A 22,973-nucleotide genomic window follows, 5' to 3' on the forward strand; every position below is an offset into this window, starting at 1 on the left:
ATACAAGCCCTCCCTCAGTCGCAAGATAAAGAGGCTGCGGCCTCTCGGAGCTCACATGCATCCCATCGTCCGGCCCGTCGCAATGATTGCGGCCTCCATTCTCGTGCTGTCCTTCGCTGGCGGCGCCGCGATTGCCGGCAGCGCGCAGGAAGAAGACAATCGCGCCGCCGTGCTTGCCTTCTACGAGAAGGGCCTCAACCAGAAGGACGTCGATGCCGCCCTCGCCTATGTCGGCAACCGCTATGTGCAGCACAATCCCAATGCGGCCGATGGTCCGGAAGGCTTCCGGAAGTTCATCGGCTTCCTCCGTGAGAAGTTTCCGAACTCGCACAGCGAGATCAAGCGCAGCTTCGTGGATGGCGACTACGTCATCCTGCACGTTCACTCCGTTCGCGAGCCCGGCACCAGGGGACGCGCGATCGTGGACATCTTCAAGCTGGAGAACGGCAAGATCGTCGAGCACTGGGATGTGGTTCAGGAGATTCCCGAGAACCCGGCCAACGGCAACACGATGTTCTAGCCCGCGGTTCGTAGGGTGGGCAAAGGCGCGCACTTCGCGCGCCGTGCCCACCATCCCTCCACATCGACGATAGGAATCGTGGGCACGCTTCCGCCTTCGCTCTTCGAGCTACGGCGGACAAGTCGCTTTACCCACCCTACGGTTTCCGCGCGATCCAGATCACGTGGCGTGCACCGCCGCCTCGGCCGGTGGCGCGGACGTTGACTTCGTTGACCTCGAAACCGGCGCTGCGAACGCGCTTGGTGAATGCGGGGTTGGGTCCCGACGACCAGACGCCAAGCACGCCGCCCGGCCGCAGCGCCGTCTTCGCAGCCTTCAATCCGCTCACACTATAAAGCGCGTCATTGCCTTTCCGGGTCAGCCCTTCCGGGCCGTTATCGACGTCGAGCAGAATGGCGTCGAAGGCCGAGCTCTTCGCCCGGATAATTTCGCCGACGTCGGTCTCGCGGATGCTCACCCTGGCATCATCGAGGCTGTCACCAAAAACCTCCGCCATCGGGCCTCGCGCCCAGGCGACGACCGACGGCACGAGCTCGGAGACGACGATCTTCGCCTTGGCGCCGAGCACGGCGAGCGCCGCGCGCAGCGTGAAGCCCATGCCGAGACCGCCGATGAGAACGACAGGCTTGGCGACCTTCTCGATTCTCTTCGCCGCGAGCGTCGCGAGCGCGGCCTCGGAGCCCGACAGGCGGCTGTTCATCAGCTCGTTGGTGCCGAGCTTGATCGAAAACTCCTTGCCCCGCCGCATCAGGCGAAGCTCCTCGTCGGAGCCGGGGATTTTGGCGGTGTCGAGCTTTTCCCAGGGAATCATGGGAGTGCTTTAGCACGATTACTTCGTAGCCCAGATGGAGCGAAGCGCAATCCGGGAAACTCTCAAGAGAAAAGACCGCCCCGGATTTCGCTTCGCTCCATCCGGGCTACGGGAGCAGGCCCTTGCGCCTATCCCCCCGCCCAGACGTCCAGCACGTAGCGATTCTTCGTGCCCATCTCCTCGATCCACCGCGCACTGGCGGCGGCATCGCTGCCGGTCTTCTCGCGATGGATCGCGACGAGCGCGGCCTTCACATCGGGCTCCATCTTGCCGCCATCGCCGCAGACATAGATGATCGCGCCCTGCTCGATCAGCGGCCAGACCTTATCCTTTTGGGCGGCGAGCACGTGCTGCACGTAGGTCTTTGGTCCGTCCGCGCGCGAGAACGCCGTGAACAGCTCGGTGATGCCGCCGGCCGCCAGTGCCTTCAGCTCCTCCGCATAGAGAAAGTCCTGGTCGGGATGGCGGCAGCCGAAGAACAGCATGGCCGGACCGAGGGTGGCCCCTTTCGCCTTGCGGGCGGCGCGCTCCTGGAGGAAGCCACGGAACGGCGCAAGGCCCGTGCCCGGGCCGATCATGATGATCGGCACGGATGGATCATCCGGCAGGCGGAAGCCGGCCTTTGTCTCACGCACAGTGGCGTAGATCGTATCGCCCGTGCGCCGGTAGGCGAGATAATTCGAGCAGATGCCTTTGTAGACGCCGCGCCCGGAGGCCGCGGGCCCTTCGACCACGCCGACGGTGACGCTGCATCGCGCCGGATCCGCTGACGGCGAGGACGAGATCGAGTAATAGCGCGGCGCCAGCAGCGAGAGCATTTCGAGATAAACGTGGAACGGCAATTCGCAGGCGGGATATTCGAGCAGAAGGTCGAACACCGATTTGCGCCTGGACAGGATCTCGGTGCGGTAACGCTCGAGCGGTTCAGCCTCCTCGCCGACGAAGGCCAGCAGCTTCGGCTTGGTGACGGGGCAACGGGTGTGATCCGCCATAATCTGAATTTGCTTGCGCGTTGCGACCTGCTGCAGCTCGACGAACTCGCTGAGCAGGCGGCCGACTGATACGGCATCCCCCACCGGCAATTGTGCGCGGCGGCCTTCTGCGACCTGAAGCCTGATCTGATCGGCCGGCAGGAAGCCGAAGCGGCGGGCAACCGAATCCACCAGCGTTGGATCGTTGCGCGGGACCACGCTCAAATGATCGCCGACGCGATAGGTGATGCTGGACGGCAGCTGCACCTCGATATGGCGGGTCGAGCGTTCGGAAGGATTTGCGCCGGACTTGTTCTGGAGCTCGGCATTGACCAGCACCTTCATCGCCACCGCGCCGCCCTGGGCGACGATGGTGTTAACGGCGGTCACCGCGACCGGCTCGATCGCATAGAGCGGATCGTCTTCCGCCGTGCGGGTGAAATTCCAGTCGATGCCGAATTCCTTGGTCGCGACTTGCGCGGCCGCCGGGAACCATTTCTGGAACTGGCCGTCGAGATCGCTGCGCGCATCGCCCTCGCCGCGCGGATAGACTGCGCGCGCACCATGCGCCGACAATTTCTCGTCGATGAAGCGCGGCACGGATTGATAGGTCGCCGCCCAATCGCTGTTGCCGCAGCCGAACACGGCGTAGCGCACATTGGCGAAGGCATCCTTTGGCAGGTCCTCGCCGAGCCATTTGACGAACTGCGTCGCATTGTCAGGCGGCGCGCCGTTATAGGAGGCGCAGATGATCAGCACACCGCCCTCCCGCGGCAGCTTGCCGACATAGTCGTCGAGCGCTCCGAGATGTACGGCAAAGCCGTTGATCTCGGCAAGATCCGCCATGCGGGTCGCAAGCTCTTCGGCGGTGCCGAGATTGGAGCCGTAGAGCACCAGCATCGGCGTGTTGTGGCCGGGGCGCGTGGTCGGCTGGCGCTGCGCCTTCGGCACTGAGGATGCGGCCGCGATCGGCCCGCCATAGGCGCCGCGCTCGCGGTCCGCCCGCGGCCGCACCTTGATCTTGAAGCCTTCCGGCTTCATCGTCAGCGTTTCCTTCAGATGCATCTGGTAGCGCTGGTGGTCGATCAGCTTGAAGCGTTGCAGGATCATGCCGAGCGCAAGTGCGGCCTCGTGCATGGCAAAGCCGCGGCCGATACAGGCGCGCTGGCCGTTGCCGAACGGCTTCCAGGCATTGACCGGCCGCTTGGCCTCGGCCTCGCGGCTGAAGTTCTCGGGGTCGAAGGCGTCGGGGTTCGGCCCCCAGACGGTGGGATCGCGATGCAGCGCCGTCACCAGGATGGTGATGAAGGTGCCCTTCCGGAGCTTGTACTTACCGCCGCCGATGGTCTCGTCGGCGAGCGGCGAGATGCCGTAGGCCGGCGCCGGCGGCCACAGCCGCAGCGCCTCCTTGAGGATCTGCGTGATGTAGCTGAGCTGCGTCACCTGCTGGTAGGTCGGCTTCGCGTTGACGTCTGGACCGAACACACGATCGACCTCGTCATAGGCCTTCTTGAGAATGTCCGGATGCTTGAGCAGCGCATAGAGCGTGTAGGACAGCAGGCCGCTGGTCGTCTCGTGGCCCGCGATCAGGAACGTGTTGATCTGGTAGCGGATGTTGACGTCGTCGAGCTGCTCGCCGGTGGAGCGATCGACACCGGTCATCATCGCGGCGAGCATGTCCTTCTTGTCGTCGATTCCTTCCGAACTCTTGCGGCGCTCGGCGATGATCTCGTCGACCATCTTGTTCATGAAGGCGACGTCTTCGGCGAGCGTCTTGCGCCGCTTCTGCATCCAAAGCTGCTCGAACGGCAGGCCGCGCGTCATCATGATGGTTTCGAGCGAGCGCACCAGCGACTCGACGAAGGGATGATAGTCGCGCCGGTAGAACGAGTTGAAGCGGTACTCGAAGCCGCACAGGCCGATCGTGTCCAGCGTCAGCGCCGTCATGTCGTGGACGACGTCGATCTCGTCGTCGGCGTTGAGCCGCTCCCATTTCTGCACGAGCTGCTCGGCGATATCGACCATGCTCGGGTGATAGGACTGCATGGCGCGGTTGCCGAACGGCTGCAGCAGGATGTTGTGGGCCTTGCTCCAGTTCGGCTCCCTGGTGTCGGCCGTGAACAGGCCGTCGCCGCCGACCGCGCGCACGCGCCGCAGCGCGCCGCGCACCGTCTTGTCGAAACGCTTCTCGTCGGAGAGCTCGTCGACGAGATCGTGGCCGGAAACGACGACGATCGGCGCGCCCATCATGTCCAGCCAGAAGATCGGGCCCAGCTCCTTGGCCAGCCGCGTCAGATGCTGCACGGGGGCAGCGGAATCCAGCGACAGCATGTTGCCGACCACCGGCTTGGTCGGCGGCTGCGGGATCGGATTCAGTCGGTTCTTGGATGACATTTAACTGCGCTTCCCCCTGCCTCGGTATTCATCGCCGTCATTGCGAGCGAAGCGAAGCAATCCAGGAATATATCCGCGGAGGCAATCTGGATTGCTTCGTCGCTTCGCTCCTCGCAATGACGAGCTAGCCAAACCGCCTTCTACGCCATTCGATCAGCTTGGCACTGACCTCTTCCGGCTTCTCCTGCTGCGTCCAATGGCCGCTGTCCTTCACCAGATACTTCTCGAGGTCGGCGATCAGCTTCTCCATGCCGTCCGCCGCCGACGGCGGCAACACGGCGTCGTTCTCGGCCATGATCATCAGCGACGGCACGCTGATGTGGTGGTCGAGCCCCTTCGACCGCTCCCAATTGCGCGTGAAATTGCGATACCAGTTGATGCCGCCGGTGAAGCCTGTTTTCGTGAAGGTGTCGACGAACACCTTCTTCTCCTCCGCCGACAGGATCGGCGTGCGCGGATCATGTTTGGCGTCGTAATTCGCGATCATCTGCGGGAACGCCAGGTTGATGCGGGGCGAAGCACCAATGCCGGCAATCGGCTGTTCCTCGGGCGCATCCGGAGGGCGCGCGGCCGGCTTGCGCATGAAGGCATCGAAGGTCTCTTCGACGCGGCTGCCGAAGATCTTGTCCGGCCCACGCGCGGGGTCCTGGAATTGGACGATATACATCTGCTCGCCGAAGCGCTGGCGAAACAGCGCGATCGGATCCATCGGTGCGCGATCCCAATGCGGGGTGTTGACGCCGACAACGCCGGCGACGCGCGTGGGATGCCGCAGCGGCATCTGCCAGACGACGAAGCCGCCCCAGTCGTGGCCGACGAAGATCGCCTTGTCGATCCCGAGATGATCGAGCAGTCCGACGAGGTCGCCGGTCAAATGCTCCATGTCGTAGGCCTCGACCGGCTCGGGCCGGTCGGTCGCGCCATAGCCGCGCTGATCGGGTGCGATCACGCGGATGCCGGCCTCGCTCAGCGCCTTGATCTGATGGCGCCAGGAGAAGGCGAGCTCGGGCCAGCCGTGGCACAGCACGACCGGCGGGGTGTCGCTCTTCGGGCCCGCATCGTAATAGCCCATGCGGATTCCGTTCGTCTGCGCGAACGCAAGCTGCGGCATTTCAGTCATTGCAAGCTTCCTATTCGGCTGCGCCCTTGACGTCTGCGGCCGGCGGCGCGTAGGCCGCCTCCAGCGCGGCAAACTCCTCCGGCAGCATGTCGCACATCACCTGCACATGCGGGATGATGTTGGCGCCGACGATGAAGCCGAAATCGAGCTGGTCGCGATAGCTCTGCACGGTGATGTTGAGCGCCTGCCCGTGGGTCGAGATCGACACCGGGAAGATGTGCAGCAGCTCGGCGCCGGCCGCATAGAGCGTCTGCCGCGGCCCCGGCACGTTTGACACCGTGATGTTGGCTGCCGGCGGCAGCACGTCCGACAAATTGGAGCGGCTGTAGAGCAGCGCCAGGATCTGCACCATGATCGGCGCGCCCAGCATCGAGATGTTGGAAACCTGCGGCATCAGGGCGCGCAACGGGTGCGACATCTCCTTGGACTTGGTCGACTGGGCGATGATGGCCTCCAGCCGCGCCTTGGGATCGTCGATGTTGGTCGCGATCGCGCAGATCATGCCGAACACCTGGTTGTTGGCCTCGGTATTGCCTTCCTCGCGCAGCGAGATCGGCACCGCCGCCGTCAAGGATTTTGCCGGCAGCGTGCCATATTGCTGCAGGTAGCGGCGGACCACGCCGGAGGCGAGCGCCAGCACGACGTCGTTGAGCTTGCCGCCGGCCTGCTTGGCCAGCGCCTTCGCCCGCGACAGCGAGATCGACACGCCGGCGAAGCTGCGCTCCGACGAGATCGTCTTGTTGAGCATGGTCGGCGGCGAGACCATGCTGACGAGGCTCTCGCGCGACTTGGGATCAGAGACCTTGCCGAGCACGTCGGAGACGCTCTTGAGCACGGTCGGGATGTTGCCGGCAAAGCGCACCGCGCTCTCGATCTGGTACATCGCGTTGTCGAACAGGATCGAGCCGATGTCGCTCTTGCCGGTGCGCGGCAGCTGCAGGTTCTTTGCCGCTTGCGAGGCATCGAGCGGCTGGCTGAACAGCTGCTGATAGGAATCGAGCAGGTTCGCCGCGATGTCGCGCGGCTCCTGTCCGGGCTTCGATCCGCCGGTCGGCGGATCAACCTGCCGCGGGATCGGCGAGATGTCGTAGATCATGTTGGTCAGCGCCGCACCGGCGCCGCCGTCGATGGCGGCATGGTGCATCTTGGAATAGAGACCGACCTCGTTGTCCTTCATGCCCTCGAACACGTAGAACTCCCAGAGCGGGCGGGCGCGGTTCAACAGCTTGGCATGCATCCAGCCGACGATGCGCTCGAGCGTGGCGCGGTCGCGCGGCTGCGGCAGGCTGGCGCGGAAGATGTGGCGGTCGATGTCGAACTGGTCGTCCTCGACCCAGGAGGGATGGTCGATGTCGAGCGGGGCTTTCTCCAGCCGCGCCTTCAGGATCGGCGCGATGTGCAGGCGCGAGACGATCATCGCCTTGAAGTCTTCGAAGAAATCGCCCTTGTAGTCGTCGGGCAGGCGAAAGATCGCCATGCTGCCGACATGCATCGGCATTTCCGGCGTTTCGAGATACAGAAACGACGCATCCAGCGACGACAGCTTCTTACCGTCAGCCATAGTTCCCTCCACTCATATTCGACGGGCGCCTTTGCCGGCGCTTCTCGTCAGGCCGATACTGCCCGCTCCGGCGGGGCATATGCAATGGCAAAGGGCCCTGCCCGGTCAAATGGCCAGAACTCTCCCTCCGGTTGCGCCAGCCGGTCCGCCACGGCCCACAATGCGGCGGGGTTCACCCCGAGGCCGATGTGGCTCGCCAGGTGGACCTCGATGTTCTCGGCGCGGTCGGACGGGCGGAGCAGACAGGTCCGCCAGTTCACGACGCCGTCGGCACGCGAATAGATCGACGTCGCGGGCACCGGAAGATCGCCGGCGATCGCCGCGCGCGCTTCGGCGAAATCCTCGACCCGGTCGCCGGACAGCGCCTCGTAGAGCCGCGTGGCGTTGGTCGCGCGTACGTCGTTCGCAAACGGGCTGCCGAGCGTGATCACGTAGCGGACCTTGTCGGGCGCCCAGAGCGCGAGATCGCGGGCATAGACGCCGCCGAGGCTCCATCCGACCAGGCTGACTTTGCGCCCGGTCGCGCCATGGATCTCGGCCAGGCGGGCGCGCAGCGACTCCCGCATCCGCCCGAGACCGCCGAGATTGCGGCCCATCCGCCAGGCATGTGCCTCATAGCCGAGCTCGCTGAGATAGCGTCGCATCGGTACCATCGAAAGATCGCTGGCGAGAAAGCCCGGCAGGGCCAGCACCGGATGGCCGTCGCCCCTGGGCGCGCGCATCAGCACGGGCGACAGCATGAGGCTCGCATTCAATTCGAACAGCCCGCGCGCTTCGGCGAGCAGCAGGCCGAGAGCCGGCGGACGAAGCCGGTCCGTCTCCAGCGGCGCGTCCCGCCCGGGCGCCACTACTTCTTCTTGTCGCCGCTGCGCGGGCCGCCGAGGCCGGCCATCGCGACGAACATGTCCTGAAACCGCTCGGCGATCTTGGGATCGAAGGTGAACCAGCTCTGGACCAGCGATTCCGGCGAGATCTTCTCGATGTTGCTCAGGACTTGCTGCTGCAGCTTGTCCATCACCGCCGTCTGCATCGGCGCCACGTCGGGCAATCCGAAGAACTGGCGGGCCTCAAGGGGGGTGCAGTCGATTTCGATGTTAACCTTCATGTCCCCTCCGGATCAGATTCGAGCGGCCTGTTGCAGTATCGCCGCGACACGGTGTGCAACGCAAGCGACCTGAGACGGCCGGCTGGGCGCCGCCCTGCGCAAATGGCGGGTATGGTCAATCAAATCGCGAAGGCGCCGCACCGGCGGCCGGGCACGACCGTCCTGCCCCCGGAGGATTTCATAGGTCGAAAGTCGATATCGTCCACGGCCCGCTCGCTCCAAAATTACCGGTCAGCATTGCTGCACAGCGGTGCAACTTGGCGCGTTCCTTGCTGGAATGCCGCTTGCACGGGTCGAGAACTCTGGGCAACATGGATAAGTCAGCCCCGCCGAACAATCAAAAATCACCGGCGCGGGCGAGTGGAGAGGGTCAAGAATGTCAGTCGGACGAAGTCTGTTTGCGGCGACGCTCGCCGGTGTGCTTGCGCTGGCGGTTTCACCGGCGTCGAGCCAGACGCTGCGCTACGCCAACCAGGGTGAGCTGAAATCGCTCGACCCCTACACGCTGAACGAGTCGACCACGAGTGCGCATCTCGGCCATGTCTATGAGGGCCTTGTCGCCCGCGGCAAGGACCTGAAGATCATCCCGGCGCTCGCCGAAAGCTGGGAGACGCCGGAGCCGACGCGCTGGCGCTTTCACCTGCGCAAGGACGTAAAATTCCATAACGGCGACCCCTTCACCGCGGACGACGTCGTATTCTCGGCCGAGCGCGTGCGGGCGAAGGGCTCGAATTTCCAGAGCCGCGTTCCCGCCGATGCCAAGGTCGTCAAGGTCGACGACTACACCGTCGATTTCATCCTGACCTCGCCCAATCCCATCCTGACGGCGCTGTGGGCGACCTGGTACATCATGGACAAGAAATGGGCAGAGGCGAACGATGCGGTGGCACCGACGCCGGCCGCGGCCACGACCCCGAGCTATGCCTCGCTCCATGAAAACGGCACCGGCGCCTTTACCATCGAGAGCCATCAGCCGGGCGTGAAGACCGTCTTCAAGGCCAATCCGAACTGGTGGCGCAAGCCGGAGCATAATCTGAAGGAGATCGTCTTCACGCCGATCGCAAACCCGGCCACGCGTGTCGCGGCGCTGCTGTCGGGCGAGGTCGACGTGATCGAGCCGGTTCCGGTCCAGGACATCGAGCGCGTCAAAGCGAGCCCCAACGCCACCGCGCTGACGGGACCCGAGCTCCGCACCCTCTTCGTCGGCATGGATCAGGCACGTGACGAACTCCTGTACTCCAACGTCAAGGGCAAGAACCCGTTCAAGGACGTTCGCGTCCGCGAAGCCGTCTACCGGGCGATCGACGTTGATCTGATCAAGAATCGCGTCATGCGCGGGCTCTCCACGCCGTCCGCACTGATGGTCGCACCGGAGATCTTTGCGATGTCGAAGGACTTCACGCGACCGAAGCTCGATCCTGACGCCGCCAAGAAGCTTCTGGCGGACGCTGGCTATGCGGACGGTTTCGAGGTGACCATGGACTGCCCGAACGATCGCTACGTCAATGACGCCGCGATCTGTCAGGCCATCGTCGGCATGCTCGCCCGCATCAATATCAAGGTGGACCTGCTGACCCAACCCAAGGCCCAGTATTTCGCCAAGGTGCTGAAGCCCGGCGGCTACAAGACCTCGCTGTACATGCTGGGCTGGACCCCGGATACGCTCGACTCCCAGAACGTGCTCCACGACATCATGGGCTGCCGGGACGATCCCAAGGATCCCAACCGCGGTGAGGCCAATCTCGCAGGCTATTGCAACAAGCAGTTCGACGAGCTCGCCGACAAGGTTCTCGTGGAATCCGATACGACCAAGCGCGATCTCCTGATCAAGCAGGCCTTCGAGGTCTCGATGAAGGACTGGGCCTACGTTCCGCTGCACCAGCAGGCGCTCGCCTGGGGCGTGTCGAAGAAGGTGAAGCTGACCCAGCGTGCTGACAACATGGTCATGCTCTACTGGGCGACCAAGCAGGACGAGTAAGTGTCGACATCTTGTGAAGTCCCGGAAGCCCAGGCTTCCGGGACTTGCTATTTCGAGCTAACGCAATGATGCGTGCTGTTAAAGAGATGTGAAAGGAACAGATGCTCGCTTTCACACTGCGCCGAGCCATCCAGGCCATCGGTGTCATGATCGCCGTCGGGGTCATCGCGTTCTCGATGTTCCGCTTCGCGGGCGATCCCGTGAACCAGATGGTCGGTATGGATACGTCGGGCGCCGAACGCGCAGCGATCCGCAAATCGCTCGGTCTCGATGATCCCGTACTGGTGCAGTTCGGCCGCTATATCGGCAATGCCGCGCAATTCAAGTTCGGCGTGTCCTATCAGTTCCGCCTGCCCGTCACCAACCTGCTGGTAGAGCGGATGCCCGCGACGCTGGAGCTCGCCATCTGCGCCACCATCTTCGCGATGATCAGCGGCATCCTGATGGGGGTCTATTCGGCGCTTCGCCGCGACAGCTGGCTCGCGCACATATTCCAGGCCGTCTCGCTGATCGGTATTTCGCTGCCGACCTTCCTGATCGGCATTCTCATGATCTACCTGTTCTCGGTAACGCTCGGCTGGCTGCCCTCGTTCGGCCGTGGCGACGTCGTGCATATCGGCTGGTGGACGACCGGGCTCCTGACGCTGTCGGGCCTGAAGGCGCTGATCATGCCATCGATCACGCTTGGCCTGTTCCAGATGACGCTGATCATGCGCCTCGTTCGCGCCGAGATGCTGGAAGTGCTGCGGACCGACTATATTCGCTTCGCCCGCGCCCGCGGGCTCACCACGCGGGCGATCCATTTCGGCCATGCGCTGCGCAACACGCTTGTTCCCGTCATCACCGTCGCCGGCCTGCAATTTGGCTCGGTCATTGCTTTCGCAATCATCACCGAGACCGTATTCCAGTGGCCGGGCATGGGCCTCCTGTTCGTGCAGGCCATTCAGAACGTCGATATCCCGATCATGGCAGCCTATCTCATGATGGTCGCCCTGATCTTCGTCACCATCAATCTCGTGGTTGATATCCTCTACACCATCGTCGATCCGCGGCTGCGCTCGACGGTCAGCCGGGCGCATTGAGATGAGCGAAGCCGTCGTTCCGCATACAACCGACAAGCGCGCTGCGGAGGCCCCCGGCTGGTTCAGGCGCGCGCTCGACAGCGACCTGTTCTATTCGTTCCGCCGCTCCAAGATCACCATGATCGCGGCAGGGGTAACGCTGCTGTTCTTCCTGGTCGCGATTTTCGCCTCCGTGCTGTCGGTGCAGAATCCGTTCGACCCGGCGCAGCTCCAGCTGATGAATTCGCGCATCTCGCCGCTCTGGACGGCCGACGGCCAGAGCCCGTTCCTGCTCGGCACTGACGAGCAGGGCCGCGACGTGCTGTCGGCGATCCTCTACGGCCTGCGCATCTCACTGCTCGTCGGCGTGCTCGGCGTGGTCTTGTCCGGCGCGATCGGCATCCTGCTCGGGTTGACGGCCGGCTATTTCGGCGGCGCCGTCGACGGGCTGATCATGCGCATCGCCGACGTGCAGCTTTCCTTCCCGGCCATCCTGATCGCGCTTTTGATCAACGGCATCGCCAAATCGGTCTTTGGCAACAAGCTTGACGAGATGAGTATGTTGGCGGTCCTGGTCTTCGCGATCGGTCTGAGTTTTTGGGTACAATATGCGCGCACGGTGCGCGGCTCGGTGCTGGTCGAGAAGAACAAGGATTATGTCGCGGCTGCGCAATTGATCGGCCTGCCCGCCCCCGTGATCATGCTCCGCCACGTGCTGCCGAACACCACGGGGCCGATCCTCGTGATCGCCACCATCAACCTGGCGCTCGCCATCATCACCGAGGCAACGCTCTCGTTCCTCGGCTCGGGCATGCCCGAGACCATGCCCTCGCTCGGCACGCTGATCCGCATCGGCAACGGCTATCTGTTCGCAGGCGAATGGTGGATCGTCGCCTTCCCTGGGATCGCACTCGCGGGGTTGATCCTGTCGATCAACTTGCTCGGCGACTGGCTGCGCGACGCCCTTAACCCGAAACTCCGATGAGTATGCAGCGTTCATGACCGAACCCGTTCTCTCCGTCCGCAATCTCAAGGTTGAGTTCGCCTCGCGTCGCGGCACGCTGCGCGCCATCGATGGCGTCTCCTTCGACATCGCCAAGGGCGAGGTGCTGGGCGTGGTCGGCGAATCCGGCGCCGGCAAGTCCGTCACCGGCTTGTCTGTGATCGGCCTGATCGATCCGCCTGGCCGCATCGCCGGCGGCGAGATCCGTCTCGCAGGGCTGCGGATCGACAACCTGCCGCCGGAGGAGATGCGCCGCGTCCGCGGCAAGCGCATCGGAATGATCTTCCAGGATCCCCTCACCTCGCTCAATCCGCTGTACAAGGTCGGCGACCAGATCGTCGAGACGATCCGGACTCACCTGAACTTGTCCGAGACCGCCGCCCGCCGCCGCGCCATCGACCTCTTGGCCGAAGTCGGCATCCCCGCACCGGAAAAGCGCATCGACGGCTATCCGCATGAATTCTCCGGCGGCATGCGCCAGCGCGTCGTCATTGCGCTAGCGATCTGTGCCGAGCCGGAGCTGATCATCGCGGACGAGCCGACCACCGCGCTCGATGTCTCCGTGCAGGCGCAGATCATCTCGCTGATCAAGCGGCTCGGCCGCGACCACGGCACCGCCGTGATGCTGGTGACGCACGACATGGGCGTGATCGCCGAAACTTCGGACCGCGTCGCGGTGATGTATGCCGGGCGCGTTGCCGAGATCGGCCCGGTGCAGGACGTCGTCAGGAATCCTCTGCACCCTTACGCCAAGGGCCTGATGGGCGCGATCCCGACGCTTGCAGGTGACGACAAGCGCCTCGTGCAGATCCCCGGCTCGATGCCGCGCCTGTCGGCGATCCCGCGCGGCTGTTCGTTCAATCCGCGCTGTGCCTTTGCCTTCGACCGCTGCCGCGTGGAGCGGCCGGAGCCGCTGCCGCGCGGCGCGCAATCTGTCGCGTGCCATCTCTATGACACCGTCCCGGCGGAGAGCGCAGCATGAGCACGCCCTTCGTTCAGGCCAAAAATCTGCGCCGCGTCTTCGACGTCTCGAAGCCATGGCTCAACCGCGTGCTCGAAGGCGGGCATCTCGAATATCTTAGGGCGGTCGACGGCGTCACCTTCGACATCCGGAAGGGTGAGACCTTCGCGCTGGTCGGCGAGTCCGGCTCGGGCAAGACTACGGTGGCGCGGATGGTGGTGGGCCTGTTGCCGCCAAGTTCCGGCGACGTGCTGATCGACGGCGTCTCGATGACCGATCCGCGGCAGGCACCGGCACGTCGAAAACTGCGCCGCCGCATCCAGATGATCTTCCAGGATCCCTATGCGAGCCTTAACCCGCGTTTCCGCGTCGATGCCATCATTTCCGAGCCGATCCGCGCCTTCGACCTGATCCAGGGCGAGCGCGACATCCAGGCCCGCGTCGGCGAATTGCTCAGCCTTGTCGGCCTGCATCCGGACGACCGGCTGAAATTCCCGCACGAATTTTCCGGCGGCCAGCGCCAGCGCATCGCGATCGCGCGGGCGCTCGCCTCCGACGCCGAGTTCATCGTCTGCGACGAGCCGACCTCGGCGCTCGACGTCTCCGTGCAGGCCCAGATCCTGAACCTGATGCGCGACCTCCAGGACAAGTTTGGCCTGACCTACATGTTCATCAGCCACAACCTCGCCGTGGTCCGTCACATGGCGAGCCGGGTCGGCGTGATGTATCTCGGCCGCATCGTCGAGATCGCGGAAGGACGCGAGCTGTTTTCCCGGCCGCGCATGCCCTACACCAAGATGCTGCTGGGCGCCGTGCCTGACCTTGCCATGAGCGGCCGCCAGCGCATTCCGGTCAAGGGCGAGATCCCGAACCCGATCAATCCGCCCTCGGGCTGCGCCTTCAATCCGCGCTGCCCGCTGGCGTTCGATCTCTGCCGCAGGGAAACGCCGGAACTGATCGACGGTGTCGCCTGCCACGCGGTGAACACCGCACCGGTCCCAGCGTGACGCGCGCGTGCCATGCGGCCTGCGCATTTGGCATCCCAGCACCGGCTGTGATCAATTGCGCGCGCCGCAAATGAGGTAGCCCATGGCCAGCAACATCAATCCCGATCCGTTCACGACGCGCCCCGAGATCGAGGGCACGTTCGGGGTCGTCGCCTCCACGCACTGGATCGCGACCGCCGTCGGCATGGGCATCCTGGAGAAGGGCGGCAACGCCTTCGATGCCGGCGTCGCCACCGCCTTCACGCTCCAGGTGGTCGAGCCGCATCTGAACGGTCCCGGCGGCGATGTTCCGATCATCGTCCACGACGTCAAGCGCGGCCGCACCGAGGTGATCTGCGGCCAGGGCCCGGCGCCGGCGCGCGCCACCATCGCGCATTACAAGAGCGAAGGCCTCGACATGGTGCCCGGCACCGGCCTGCTCGCCGCCTGCGTCCCCGGCACGTTCGAATCCTGGATGATGCTGTTGCGCGACTACGGCACGATGCGCGTGCGCGACGTGCTGGAGCCCGCGATCTCCTATGCGCGCGACGGCTATCCGCTGGTCGAGCGCGCCTGCGCCACGATCCAGACCGTCGAGCAATTGTTCCGCAAGCACTGGCCGACCTCGGCCGCCGTCTATTTGCCAAATGGCGAGGTGCCGAAGCCCGGCACGCTCTTCACCAACAAGACGCTGGCCGCGACCTACACCCGCATTCTAGGCGAAGCCGAGAGCGGCGGCGGTGGCCGCGACGCCGAGATCGAGCGCGCGCGAAAGGCCTGGTCGCAAGGTTTCGTCGCGGAGGCCATCGACAAATTCTGCCGGACGCAAGAGGTGATGGACGTCAGCGGCTCGCCACATCGCGGCGTGCTCTCGGCCGACGACATGGCGCGCTGGCAACCGACGGTCGAAGCGCCCCTCACCTATGATTATGGCCGCTACACCGTCTGCAAGGCCGGCGTCTGGAGCCAGGGCCCGGTGACATTGCAGCAGCTCGCGCTGCTCAAGGGCTTTGCGCTCGACGGGCTCGACCCGACCGGGCCGGAATTCATCCATCTCCAGATCGAATGCGCAAAGCTCGCTTTCGCCGATCGTGAGAAGTTCTACGGCGATCCCAAGTTCACGGAGATCCCGATCGCGACGCTGCTGTCGGATGCCTACAACGACGAGCGCCGCAAGCTCGTCACCGACAAGGCCTCGCTCGATTTCATTCCTGGTTCGGTCGAGGGCTTTGGCGGCGTCGTCAAGCTGCGCCGCGCGGAAGGCCAGCGCGAGGCGGTCGGCGCGCTCGGCGCCGGTGAGCCGACCGTCGGCCGCTTCGGCGAGGTGCGCGGCGACACCGTGCATTTCGACATCATCGACAAGGCCGGCAACATGGTGTCCTCGACGCCGTCGGGCGGCTGGCTGCAATCCTCGCCGATCATTCCGGAACTCGGCTTCTGCCTCGGCAGCCGTGCCCAGATGTTCTGGCTGGAGGAAGACCATCCCGCCGCGCTCGCGCCGGGCAAGCGGCCGCGCACGACGCTGTCGCCGACCATGGCGCTGCGCGACGGTGAGCCGTATCTGGCCTGGGGCTCGCCCGGCGGCGACCAGCAGGACCAATGGATCACGCAGTTCTTCCTGCGCCACGTTCACTGCAACCTCAATCTCCAGGAGGCCATCGACGCGCCGGCCTGGCATTCCGAACATTTTCCGATCTCGTTCTGGCCGCGCACCGCGCGCCCCGGCGTGCTCGTGGTCGAGAACCGCGTGCCGAAGGCGACGATCGAGAACCTGCGCGAGCGCGGGCATATCGTCGAGGTCGGCCCGGACTGGTCGGAAGGCCGCCTCACGGCGGCTTCGCGCGTCGGCGTGCGCCGGCGCGCCGCCGCCAATCCGCGCGGGATGCAGGGTTACGCCGCGGGACGCTGAAGGTAGCACATGACCTGGTCGATCATCGCGCGAGACCCTGCCACCGGCCAGTTCGGCATCGCGGTTGCGACCCGCTTCTTCGCCGTCGGCGCGCGCGTGCCCTATATCGCTGCGGGCCTCGGCGCCATCGCAACGCAGGCCTTCGTCAATCCCTATTACGGCATCGACGGCTTGAAGCTGCTGCGCGAAGGTCTGAACGCCCACGACGTGCTCGCCACGCTGCTGGCGGCCGATGACGGACGCGAGAGCCGGCAGATCCACATCATGGATGCTAGCGGCGAGATTGCCGCGCATACCGGGCGCGACTGCATCGCCTGGTGCGGCCACGTCGCAGGCAGCGGCTTTTCCATTGCCGGCAACATGCTGACAGGCGCCGACGTGCTCGACGAGACCGCAAAAACCTACATTGCCAATGACAGCCTGCCCTTCCCGCGCCGCCTGCTCGCCGCGATGCGCGCGGGCGAGGCCGCCGGCGGCGACAAGCGCGGCAAGCAGTCCGCAGCGCTGCTGATCCACGGTGAGGAGGAATGGCCGGCGCTCGACATCCGCGCCGACGATCATCCCGATCCGCTCGGCGAGCTCGAACGGCTCGAACGTGTCAGCCAGGAGCTCTGGGTTCACTTCCGCAGCTCGCTGCCGACGCGGCAGAACCCGGCCGGCAACACCGATCGCAGCGTCATCGACGCCAGCATCGCAGCCGCGCGCGCAAGGACGTCATGAGCGCGAGCCCCCTCATCGAAATCAGGGACCTGCGCATCCGTTTCCACGGCGACGACGGACGCGTCACCCACGCGGTCGACAGCGTCGATCTCAGCGTCGCCAAGGGCGCCACGCTCGGCCTCGTCGGCGAATCCGGCTGCGGCAAGAGCGTGACGTCGCTGGCGATCATGGGCCTGCTGCCGAAGCAAAGCGCCGAGATATCGGGCGCGATCAGCTTCGACGGCTTCGACCTGCTGCATACGTCCGATCAGACCCTGCGTGACCTGCGCGGCAACCGGCTCGCGATGATCTTCCAGGAGCCGATGACCTCGCTCAATCCGAGCTTTACGATCGGCGACCAGATCATCGAGACGATCCTGCGCCACCGCGGCGGCTCGCGGAAGAGCGCGCGCGAGCGAGCGGTCGAACTCTTGCGCCGTGTCCACATTCCCTCGCCGGAACGGCGGATCGACGAGTATCCGCACAAGCTCTCCGGCGGCATGCGCCAGCGCGTGATGATCGCGATGGCGCTCGCCTGCGACCCGCAGCTCCTGATCGCGGACGAGCCGACCACGGCGCTCGACGTCACCTTGCAGGCGCAGATTTTGGAGTTGATGCGCGAGCTGAAAGCGGCGAGCGGCGCCGCGATCATCCTGATCACCCACGATCTCGGCGTAGTCGCCGAGGTCTGCGACGAGGTCGCGGTGATGTATGCCGGCGAGATCGTCGAGCGCGCGCCGGTGGATGAATTGTTCTCAGCGCCGCAGCATCCCTACACCGTCGGCCTGCTCGGCTCGATCCCGCGTCTGGATCATCGTGCCGAACAGCTCGCCACCATCGAAGGCATGGTGCCGAACATGGCGCAGCCGCCCGCCGGCTGCCGTTTCGCCGCGCGCTGCCCGTTCGTGCTGGACGCCTGCACCATGGCGCCGCCGCCGCTGGTCGAAGCCAGCCCCGGCCACCTCTCGCGCTGCATCCGCGCGCCGCTCGAATTGCTGGTGTCGTGATGGCCTTGCTCTCCTCTCTCGTGCCCCGGGCGCAGCGCAGCAAAAGCGAGGCGCCGTGGTGCGCTGCTGAACCGGGGCCCATGCGGCAACAGACTGGGTCCCGGTTCAGCGTCGCAGCACTTCGCGTTGCGCCGCGCCCGGGACACGATACCGGATTTCGCGGGGAGCACCGACGATGACCGCGCTCCTCGAAGTCCAAGGCCTGGTCAAGCATTTCGTCGCGCAGCGTTCGCTGTTCGGCCGCGCGCTGGCGCATGTCAAAGCCGTTGATGGCGTTTCCTTCTCTCTCGAAGCCGGCAAGACGCTGGCGCTAGTCGGCGAATCCGGCTGCGGCAAATCCACCGTCAGCCGCCTGGTGCTGCGGCTGATCGAGCCGGACGCGGGCACTGTGCGTTTCGACGGCCGCGACCTGCTCTCCCTCGACGCCGACGCGCTGCGAAAATTCCGCCGCGAGGCGCAGATCATCTTCCAGGACCCCTACGCCTCGCTCAATCCGCGCATGACGGTCGGCCAGATCCTGACCGAACCGCTGGCCCTGCATGATCTGGTGCCGCCGACGCAGCGGCGCGAGCGCGTCGCGGAGCTGCTGCGGCTGGTCGGGCTGGAGCCACGGCTCGAGCGGCGCTATCCGCACGAATTCTCCGGCGGCCAGCGTCAGCGCATCGCGATTGCCCGTGCGCTCGCGGTCCAGCCAAAACTGATCATCTGCGACGAGCCGGTCTCGGCGCTCGACGTCTCGATCCGCTCGCAGATCCTGAACCTGCTGCGCGAGCTCCAGGACCGGCTTGGCCTCGCCTACATCTTCGTCTCGCACGACCTCGCCGTGGTCAAGCATATCGCTGACCGAGTCGCGGTGATGAATCTCGGCCAGATCGTCGAGACCGCCGATGCGGACGCGCTGTTCGCCCAGCCACGCCATCCCTATAGCCGCGCGCTGTTGTCCGCGATCCCCGTGCCTAAACCGCGGGCAAAGAGCAGCCGGATTGTGCTCCAGGGCGAGATCCCGAGCGCCCTCAATCCCCCCGCCGGATGCCGCTTCCATACCCGCTGCCCCTACGTGATCGACCGCTGCCGCAGCGAAATGCCTCGGCTGGTATCGGATGGCACCGGACATGCAACGGCTTGCCACCGAACGTCGGAACTGCCGTCCTCCGCGGCGATCGTCCCGATGGACGGCGGCTTCTCGCCGGTCCTTGAAAAATTGGTCGCCGCCTTCAGCGGCAGCCCGGAAGCAGCGCGCGCGAGCGGGGTTAGTCCATTGGGGACCGATCCCGCATAGCCGCAAAACAGAGGTTGAGAGCGATGAGTTTCATGCGTTTGGCAATCCTGGCGTCGGCCCTGCTGACGTCACTCGTGGGCGCGGCCCAAGCCCAAGTTCAAGCCCAGACCACGCTCCGCATCGGCATCGCCGAGGACCCCGACATCCTCGATCCCAGCATCGGCCGCACCTATGTCGGCCGCATCGTGTTCTCCGCCTTCTGCGACAAGCTGTTCGACATCGACGAGAAGCTCAACATCGTTCCGCAGCTCGCGCTGTCGCACGAGACCTCGGCCGACGGCAAGGAGATGACGATCAAGCTGCGGCCTGGCGTCAAATTCCATGACGGCGAGCCGCTCGACGCCGAGGCCGCCAAATTCTCCCTCGAGCGTCACATGACATTGCCCGGCTCGTTCCGGAAATCCGAGCTGGCAAGCGTGGATCATGTCGAGGTCGTCGATCCCCTCACCATCAAGCTGGTGCTCAAGACCCCCTACTCGCCGTTGATCGCCCAGCTCACGGACCGCTCCGGCATGATGGTCTCGCCGAAAGCTGCGAAGGAAGCCGGCGACAAGTTCGGCCTGCATCCGGTCTGCGCCGGCCCCTACAAATTCGTCGAGCGCGTTCAGCAGGACCGCATGGTGTTCGAAAGGTTCGCCGACTACTGGAACAAGGACAACATCCATATCGACCGCGTCGTGTTCCTGCCGATCGTCGATGCCACCGTCCGCCTCGCCAATCTGAAATCCGGCGGACTCGACCTGATCGAGCGCGTGCTCGCCACCGACATCAAGGACGTGCGCGCCGATTCCCGCCTCGTGCTGTCGACCGCGCCGGAGCTCGGCTATCTCGGCCTGACCGTCAACATCGGCAACGAGAAGAACAAGGGGCCGCTGAGCCAGTCGGCAAAAGTCCGCCAGGCGCTCGATCTTTCGATCGACCGCGAAGCGCTCAACCAGGTCGTCTTCAACGGCGAGTTCACACCGGGCAACCAATGGGTCAGCCCGACGCATCCCTATTACCAGAAGGCATTCCCGGTTCACGGCCGCGACATCGCGAAGGCGAAGGCACTGTTGAAGGAAGCCGGCGTCACCACGCCAGTGACGGTGGACTACATGATCCCCAAGGGCGCGGAGAACGAGGCCGTCGCCCAGGTCGTGCAGTCGATGGCCGCGGAAGCGGGCTTCGACATCAAGATCCGCGCCGTCGAGTTCGCGACGACCTTCAAGCAAGCCCAGGCCGGCGAGTTCCAGGTGTTCCAGATCAACTGGAGCGGCCGCATCGACCCCGACGGCAATTCCTACATCTTCATGCGCAGCAAGGCGCCGCAGAACGACGGCGTGTACTCGAACCCCGAGGCAGACAAGCTGATGGAAGATGGGCGAGCGACGTCCAACGTCGAGGAGCGCAAGGCGATCTACCAGAAGCTGACGAAAATCCTGCTCGATGACCTGCCGATCATCTACATCTACCATCGCACGCTCCTGATCGCGCATACCAAGAAGCTCGAGGGTTACAGGCAGATGCCGGACGGGCTGGTCCGCGTGGTCGGACTGAAGTTCAAGTGATGACGACAGCGCATACAAAGCCATCGACATCATGCTGAACTTCCTCGCCCGCCGCCTTGCGCAGATCGTGCCGACGCTGTTCTTCGTGTCGGTGCTGATCTTCTCGCTCCAGCAATTGCTGCCGGGCGATCCCGCGCTGGTCATGGCCGGCGAGGAGCGCGATCCCGCCGTGATCGAGCAGATCCGCCAGCAGTACAAGCTCGATCAGCCGATCCCGGTGCAATACGTCTACTGGCTCAAGGGGGTGCTGACGGGCAATTTCGGCGAGTCCTTGCGCAACAAGATGCCGGTGCGCGAGCTGATCGCGCAGAAGCTGCCGGTCACGCTCCAGCTCGGCTCGATGGCGATCGTCATCGCGTTCTGCATTGGCATTCCCGCCGGCATCGTCTCGGCGGTGAAGAAGGGCACGGCCTGGGACTATGGCGCCAATCTGTTCGCGCTGTGGGGCATCTCGACGCCGAACTTCTGGCTCGGAATTCTCCTCATCTTCCTGTTCTCGATCAAGCTGGGCTGGCTGCCGGCCTCCGGCTATGTGCCACTCACCGAAAACTGGCGCGCGAGCTTGGCTGCCACCATCATGCCGGCCTTCGTGCTCGGCAACGCGATCTCCGCGATCCTGATGCGGCATACCCGTAGCGCGATGCTCCAGGTGCTGGAAAGCGATTATGTTCGCACCGCACGCGCCAAGGGCCTTTCCGAGCGCTCGGTGATCCTCAAGCACGCGATGCGCAATGCGCTCACGCCCATCATCACGCTCGGTGCGCTCGAGCTCGGTACGCTGCTCTCAGGCGCCGTGCTGACCGAGCAGATCTTCTCCATTCCCGGCTTCGGCAAACTGATCGTGGATGCCGTGTTCAACCGCGACTACGCCGTCGTGCAGGGCGTCGTGCTGGTGACGGCCACGGTCTATATCACGCTCAACCTGGTTGCCGACATCGCCTATGTCCTCGTCAATCCCAGGCTGAGGGGCTAGGCAAATGACCGACGCCGCGCTTTCAGCCAGTCCCGCCACGCAAGCCTACGAGCTCGACAGCCCGGCCCGCCGCGCGCGGCGACGCCTGTTCAAGCGCAAGGCCGCCGTGTTCGGGCTTGTCGTGATCGTTGCGTTCATCCTGCTTGCGGCTCTCGCACCGCTCGTCGTCCCCTATGATCCCATCGCCACGAGCTGGAGCCTGGTGCGCAAACCGCCGACGGGAGCGCACTGGTTCGGCACCGACGAGCTCGGCCGCGATATCCTCAGCCGCGTCGTCTACGGCGCGCGGGCATCCCTGATGGCGGGTCTGATCTCCGTCGCGATCGCGCTCGGCATCGGCGTGCCGCTGGGCCTTCTCGCCGGCTATCGCGGCGGATTTGTCGATGCCCTGATCAGCCGGATCACCGATGCGATGCTGGCCTGCCCGTTCCTGATCCTGGCGATCGCGCTCGCCGCATTCCTCGGGCCGAGCCTCGGCAACGCCATGATCGCGATCGGCATCTCGGCGACGCCAATCTTCATCCGCCTGACCCGCGGCCAGGTGCTGAGCGTCAAGGCCGAGGACTATGTCGAGGCCGCGCGCGCGCTCGGCAACCCGCCGTGGCGGATCGCGTTCTCGCACATCCTGCCGAACATCCTGCCGGCGCTGCTGGTGCAGGCCACGTTGTCGATCGCCGCCGCCATCATCGCGGAAGCTGCGCTGTCCTTCCTCGGCCTCGGCCAGCAGCCGCCGGCGCCGTCCTGGGGCAGCATGCTCAACGCCGCACAGCGTTTCCTGACCCAGGCGCCATGGATGGCGATCTGGCCTGGCTTAGCGATCTTCCTCGTGGTGCTCTCACTGAACCTGCTCGGCGACGGCCTACGCGACGCACTCGATCCGAGGCAGCGCTAAGGCCCGATGAGACCCGACTAGCGCTCCGACGTAGGTGCGTTCCCTCCCCTCTTGCGGGGGAGGGCTAGGGAGAGGGGTAGCCCAGGAAACGGCGCCCGTTGTTGATGATGCGCTGAAGATGGGTGCACGAAGGATGGAATCCCCGTGTGACACCCCTCTCCCTGCCCCTCCCCCGCAAGGGGGGAGGGAACGGACA

At 65.0% G+C, this 22,973-nt stretch carries 19 protein-coding genes; 13 read left to right on the forward strand and 6 right to left on the reverse strand.

The annotated features are described in order from the left end of the window. Positions 1–55 precede the first annotated feature (55 nt). Positions 56–520 carry a nuclear transport factor 2 family protein gene (locus QA642_RS34625; protein WP_283080893.1) on the forward strand — a complete coding sequence of 155 codons (465 nt, stop codon included), beginning with the start codon at positions 56–58 and terminating at the stop codon, positions 518–520. Positions 521–656: 136 nt separating this feature from the next. Here QA642_RS34625 and QA642_RS34630 read toward each other — a convergent pair whose 3' ends face one another. The 6 genes from QA642_RS34630 to QA642_RS34655 form a co-directional block, all read right to left on the reverse strand. Then, on the reverse strand, positions 657–1,331 hold the full coding sequence (locus tag QA642_RS34630) for a spermidine synthase (protein ID WP_283080894.1): 675 nt from the start codon (positions 1,329–1,331) through the stop codon (positions 657–659). Positions 1,332–1,459: 128 nt separating this feature from the next. Further along, a complete protein-coding gene (locus QA642_RS34635) occupies positions 1,460–4,696 on the reverse strand; it encodes a cytochrome P450 (protein ID WP_283080895.1) in 3,237 nt (1,078 codons plus the stop codon). A 124-nt stretch (positions 4,697–4,820) separates the two neighbouring features. After that, a complete protein-coding gene (locus tag QA642_RS34640) occupies positions 4,821–5,816 on the reverse strand; it encodes an alpha/beta hydrolase (protein ID WP_283080896.1) in 996 nt (331 codons plus the stop codon). Between the two features lie 10 nt (positions 5,817–5,826). Beyond that, the gene (locus tag QA642_RS34645) at positions 5,827–7,377 is read right to left on the reverse strand and encodes a wax ester/triacylglycerol synthase family O-acyltransferase (RefSeq protein ID WP_283080897.1); all 1,551 of its coding nucleotides are present in this window, start codon (positions 7,375–7,377) and stop codon (positions 5,827–5,829) included. A 47-nt stretch (positions 7,378–7,424) separates the two neighbouring features. Then, positions 7,425–8,225, reverse strand: a complete 801-nt coding sequence (locus tag QA642_RS34650) for an alpha/beta hydrolase (protein ID WP_283080898.1) — start codon at positions 8,223–8,225, stop codon at positions 7,425–7,427. Then, positions 8,225–8,482: a DUF6489 family protein gene (locus tag QA642_RS34655; protein ID WP_027558568.1), complete on the reverse strand. Its 258-nt coding sequence runs from the start codon at positions 8,480–8,482 to the stop codon at positions 8,225–8,227. Before QA642_RS34655 ends, QA642_RS34650 begins: the two co-directional genes overlap by 1 nt. A gap of 376 nt (positions 8,483–8,858) precedes the next feature. On the opposite strand from QA642_RS34655, the gene QA642_RS34660 reads away from it, so the two are divergent. The 12 genes from QA642_RS34660 (at position 8,859) to QA642_RS34715 (ending at position 22,777) form a co-directional block, all read left to right on the forward strand. Further along, complete coding sequence (locus tag QA642_RS34660; RefSeq protein ID WP_283080899.1) at positions 8,859–10,460, forward strand: ABC transporter substrate-binding protein; 1,602 nt, start codon at positions 8,859–8,861, stop codon at positions 10,458–10,460. Between the two features lie 101 nt (positions 10,461–10,561). Continuing rightward, entirely contained in the window at positions 10,562–11,542 is a 981-nt protein-coding gene (locus tag QA642_RS34665; RefSeq protein ID WP_283080900.1) for an ABC transporter permease, read from the forward strand. Position 11,543: 1 nt separating this feature from the next. After that, complete coding sequence (locus tag QA642_RS34670) at positions 11,544–12,506, forward strand: ABC transporter permease (RefSeq protein WP_283080901.1); 963 nt, start codon at positions 11,544–11,546, stop codon at positions 12,504–12,506. A 13-nt stretch (positions 12,507–12,519) separates the two neighbouring features. Further along, positions 12,520–13,506 carry an ABC transporter ATP-binding protein gene (locus QA642_RS34675; protein ID WP_283080902.1) on the forward strand — a complete coding sequence of 329 codons (987 nt, stop codon included), beginning with the start codon at positions 12,520–12,522 and terminating at the stop codon, positions 13,504–13,506. Continuing rightward, on the forward strand, positions 13,503–14,492 hold the full coding sequence (locus QA642_RS34680) for an oligopeptide/dipeptide ABC transporter ATP-binding protein (RefSeq protein ID WP_283080903.1): 990 nt from the start codon (positions 13,503–13,505) through the stop codon (positions 14,490–14,492). Before QA642_RS34675 ends, QA642_RS34680 begins: the two co-directional genes overlap by 4 nt. Positions 14,493–14,574: 82 nt before the next feature. After that, positions 14,575–16,380 carry a gamma-glutamyltransferase family protein gene (locus tag QA642_RS34685; RefSeq protein WP_283080904.1) on the forward strand — a complete coding sequence of 602 codons (1,806 nt, stop codon included), beginning with the start codon at positions 14,575–14,577 and terminating at the stop codon, positions 16,378–16,380. 9 nt (positions 16,381–16,389) lie between these two features. Further along, a complete protein-coding gene (locus QA642_RS34690) occupies positions 16,390–17,100 on the forward strand; it encodes a DUF1028 domain-containing protein (RefSeq protein ID WP_283080905.1) in 711 nt (236 codons plus the stop codon). Continuing rightward, a complete protein-coding gene (locus tag QA642_RS34695; protein ID WP_283080906.1) occupies positions 17,097–18,086 on the forward strand; it encodes an ABC transporter ATP-binding protein in 990 nt (329 codons plus the stop codon). Before QA642_RS34690 ends, QA642_RS34695 begins: the two co-directional genes overlap by 4 nt. A 175-nt stretch (positions 18,087–18,261) precedes the next feature. After that, complete coding sequence (locus QA642_RS34700; protein ID WP_283080907.1) at positions 18,262–19,365, forward strand: dipeptide ABC transporter ATP-binding protein; 1,104 nt, start codon at positions 18,262–18,264, stop codon at positions 19,363–19,365. Positions 19,366–19,388: 23 nt separating this feature from the next. Then, positions 19,389–20,912: an ABC transporter substrate-binding protein gene (locus QA642_RS34705; protein WP_283080908.1), complete on the forward strand. Its 1,524-nt coding sequence runs from the start codon at positions 19,389–19,391 to the stop codon at positions 20,910–20,912. A gap of 31 nt (positions 20,913–20,943) precedes the next feature. Further along, a complete protein-coding gene (locus QA642_RS34710; RefSeq protein WP_027558557.1) occupies positions 20,944–21,885 on the forward strand; it encodes an ABC transporter permease in 942 nt (313 codons plus the stop codon). A gap of 4 nt (positions 21,886–21,889) precedes the next feature. Next, positions 21,890–22,777: an ABC transporter permease gene (locus QA642_RS34715; protein ID WP_283080909.1), complete on the forward strand. Its 888-nt coding sequence runs from the start codon at positions 21,890–21,892 to the stop codon at positions 22,775–22,777. Positions 22,778–22,973: the final 196 nt, after the last annotated feature.

It is taken from the genome of Bradyrhizobium sp. CB2312 (assembly GCF_029714425.1).
In the GTDB taxonomy this organism is placed as follows: Bacteria; Pseudomonadota; Alphaproteobacteria; order Rhizobiales; family Xanthobacteraceae; genus Bradyrhizobium.

Coding starts and splice junctions, on each gene's coding strand:
- QA642_RS34625 (WP_283080893.1), top strand. CDS start 56: ATGCATCCCATCGTCCGGCCCGTCGCAATGATTGCGGCCTCCATTCTC.
- QA642_RS34630 (WP_283080894.1), bottom strand. CDS start 1,331: ATGATTCCCTGGGAAAAGCTCGACACCGCCAAAATCCCCGGCTCCGAC.
- QA642_RS34635 (WP_283080895.1), bottom strand. CDS start 4,696: ATGTCATCCAAGAACCGACTGAATCCGATCCCGCAGCCGCCGACCAAG.
- QA642_RS34640 (WP_283080896.1), bottom strand. CDS start 5,816: ATGACTGAAATGCCGCAGCTTGCGTTCGCGCAGACGAACGGAATCCGC.
- QA642_RS34645 (WP_283080897.1), bottom strand. CDS start 7,377: ATGGCTGACGGTAAGAAGCTGTCGTCGCTGGATGCGTCGTTTCTGTAT.
- QA642_RS34655 (WP_027558568.1), bottom strand. CDS start 8,482: ATGAAGGTTAACATCGAAATCGACTGCACCCCCCTTGAGGCCCGCCAG.
- QA642_RS34660 (WP_283080899.1), top strand. CDS start 8,859: ATGTCAGTCGGACGAAGTCTGTTTGCGGCGACGCTCGCCGGTGTGCTT.
- QA642_RS34665 (WP_283080900.1), top strand. CDS start 10,562: ATGCTCGCTTTCACACTGCGCCGAGCCATCCAGGCCATCGGTGTCATG.
- QA642_RS34670 (WP_283080901.1), top strand. CDS start 11,544: ATGAGCGAAGCCGTCGTTCCGCATACAACCGACAAGCGCGCTGCGGAG.
- QA642_RS34675 (WP_283080902.1), top strand. CDS start 12,520: ATGACCGAACCCGTTCTCTCCGTCCGCAATCTCAAGGTTGAGTTCGCC.
- QA642_RS34680 (WP_283080903.1), top strand. CDS start 13,503: ATGAGCACGCCCTTCGTTCAGGCCAAAAATCTGCGCCGCGTCTTCGAC.
- QA642_RS34685 (WP_283080904.1), top strand. CDS start 14,575: ATGGCCAGCAACATCAATCCCGATCCGTTCACGACGCGCCCCGAGATC.
- QA642_RS34690 (WP_283080905.1), top strand. CDS start 16,390: ATGACCTGGTCGATCATCGCGCGAGACCCTGCCACCGGCCAGTTCGGC.
- QA642_RS34695 (WP_283080906.1), top strand. CDS start 17,097: ATGAGCGCGAGCCCCCTCATCGAAATCAGGGACCTGCGCATCCGTTTC.
- QA642_RS34700 (WP_283080907.1), top strand. CDS start 18,262: ATGACCGCGCTCCTCGAAGTCCAAGGCCTGGTCAAGCATTTCGTCGCG.
- QA642_RS34705 (WP_283080908.1), top strand. CDS start 19,389: ATGAGTTTCATGCGTTTGGCAATCCTGGCGTCGGCCCTGCTGACGTCA.
- QA642_RS34710 (WP_027558557.1), top strand. CDS start 20,944: ATGCTGAACTTCCTCGCCCGCCGCCTTGCGCAGATCGTGCCGACGCTG.
- QA642_RS34715 (WP_283080909.1), top strand. CDS start 21,890: ATGACCGACGCCGCGCTTTCAGCCAGTCCCGCCACGCAAGCCTACGAG.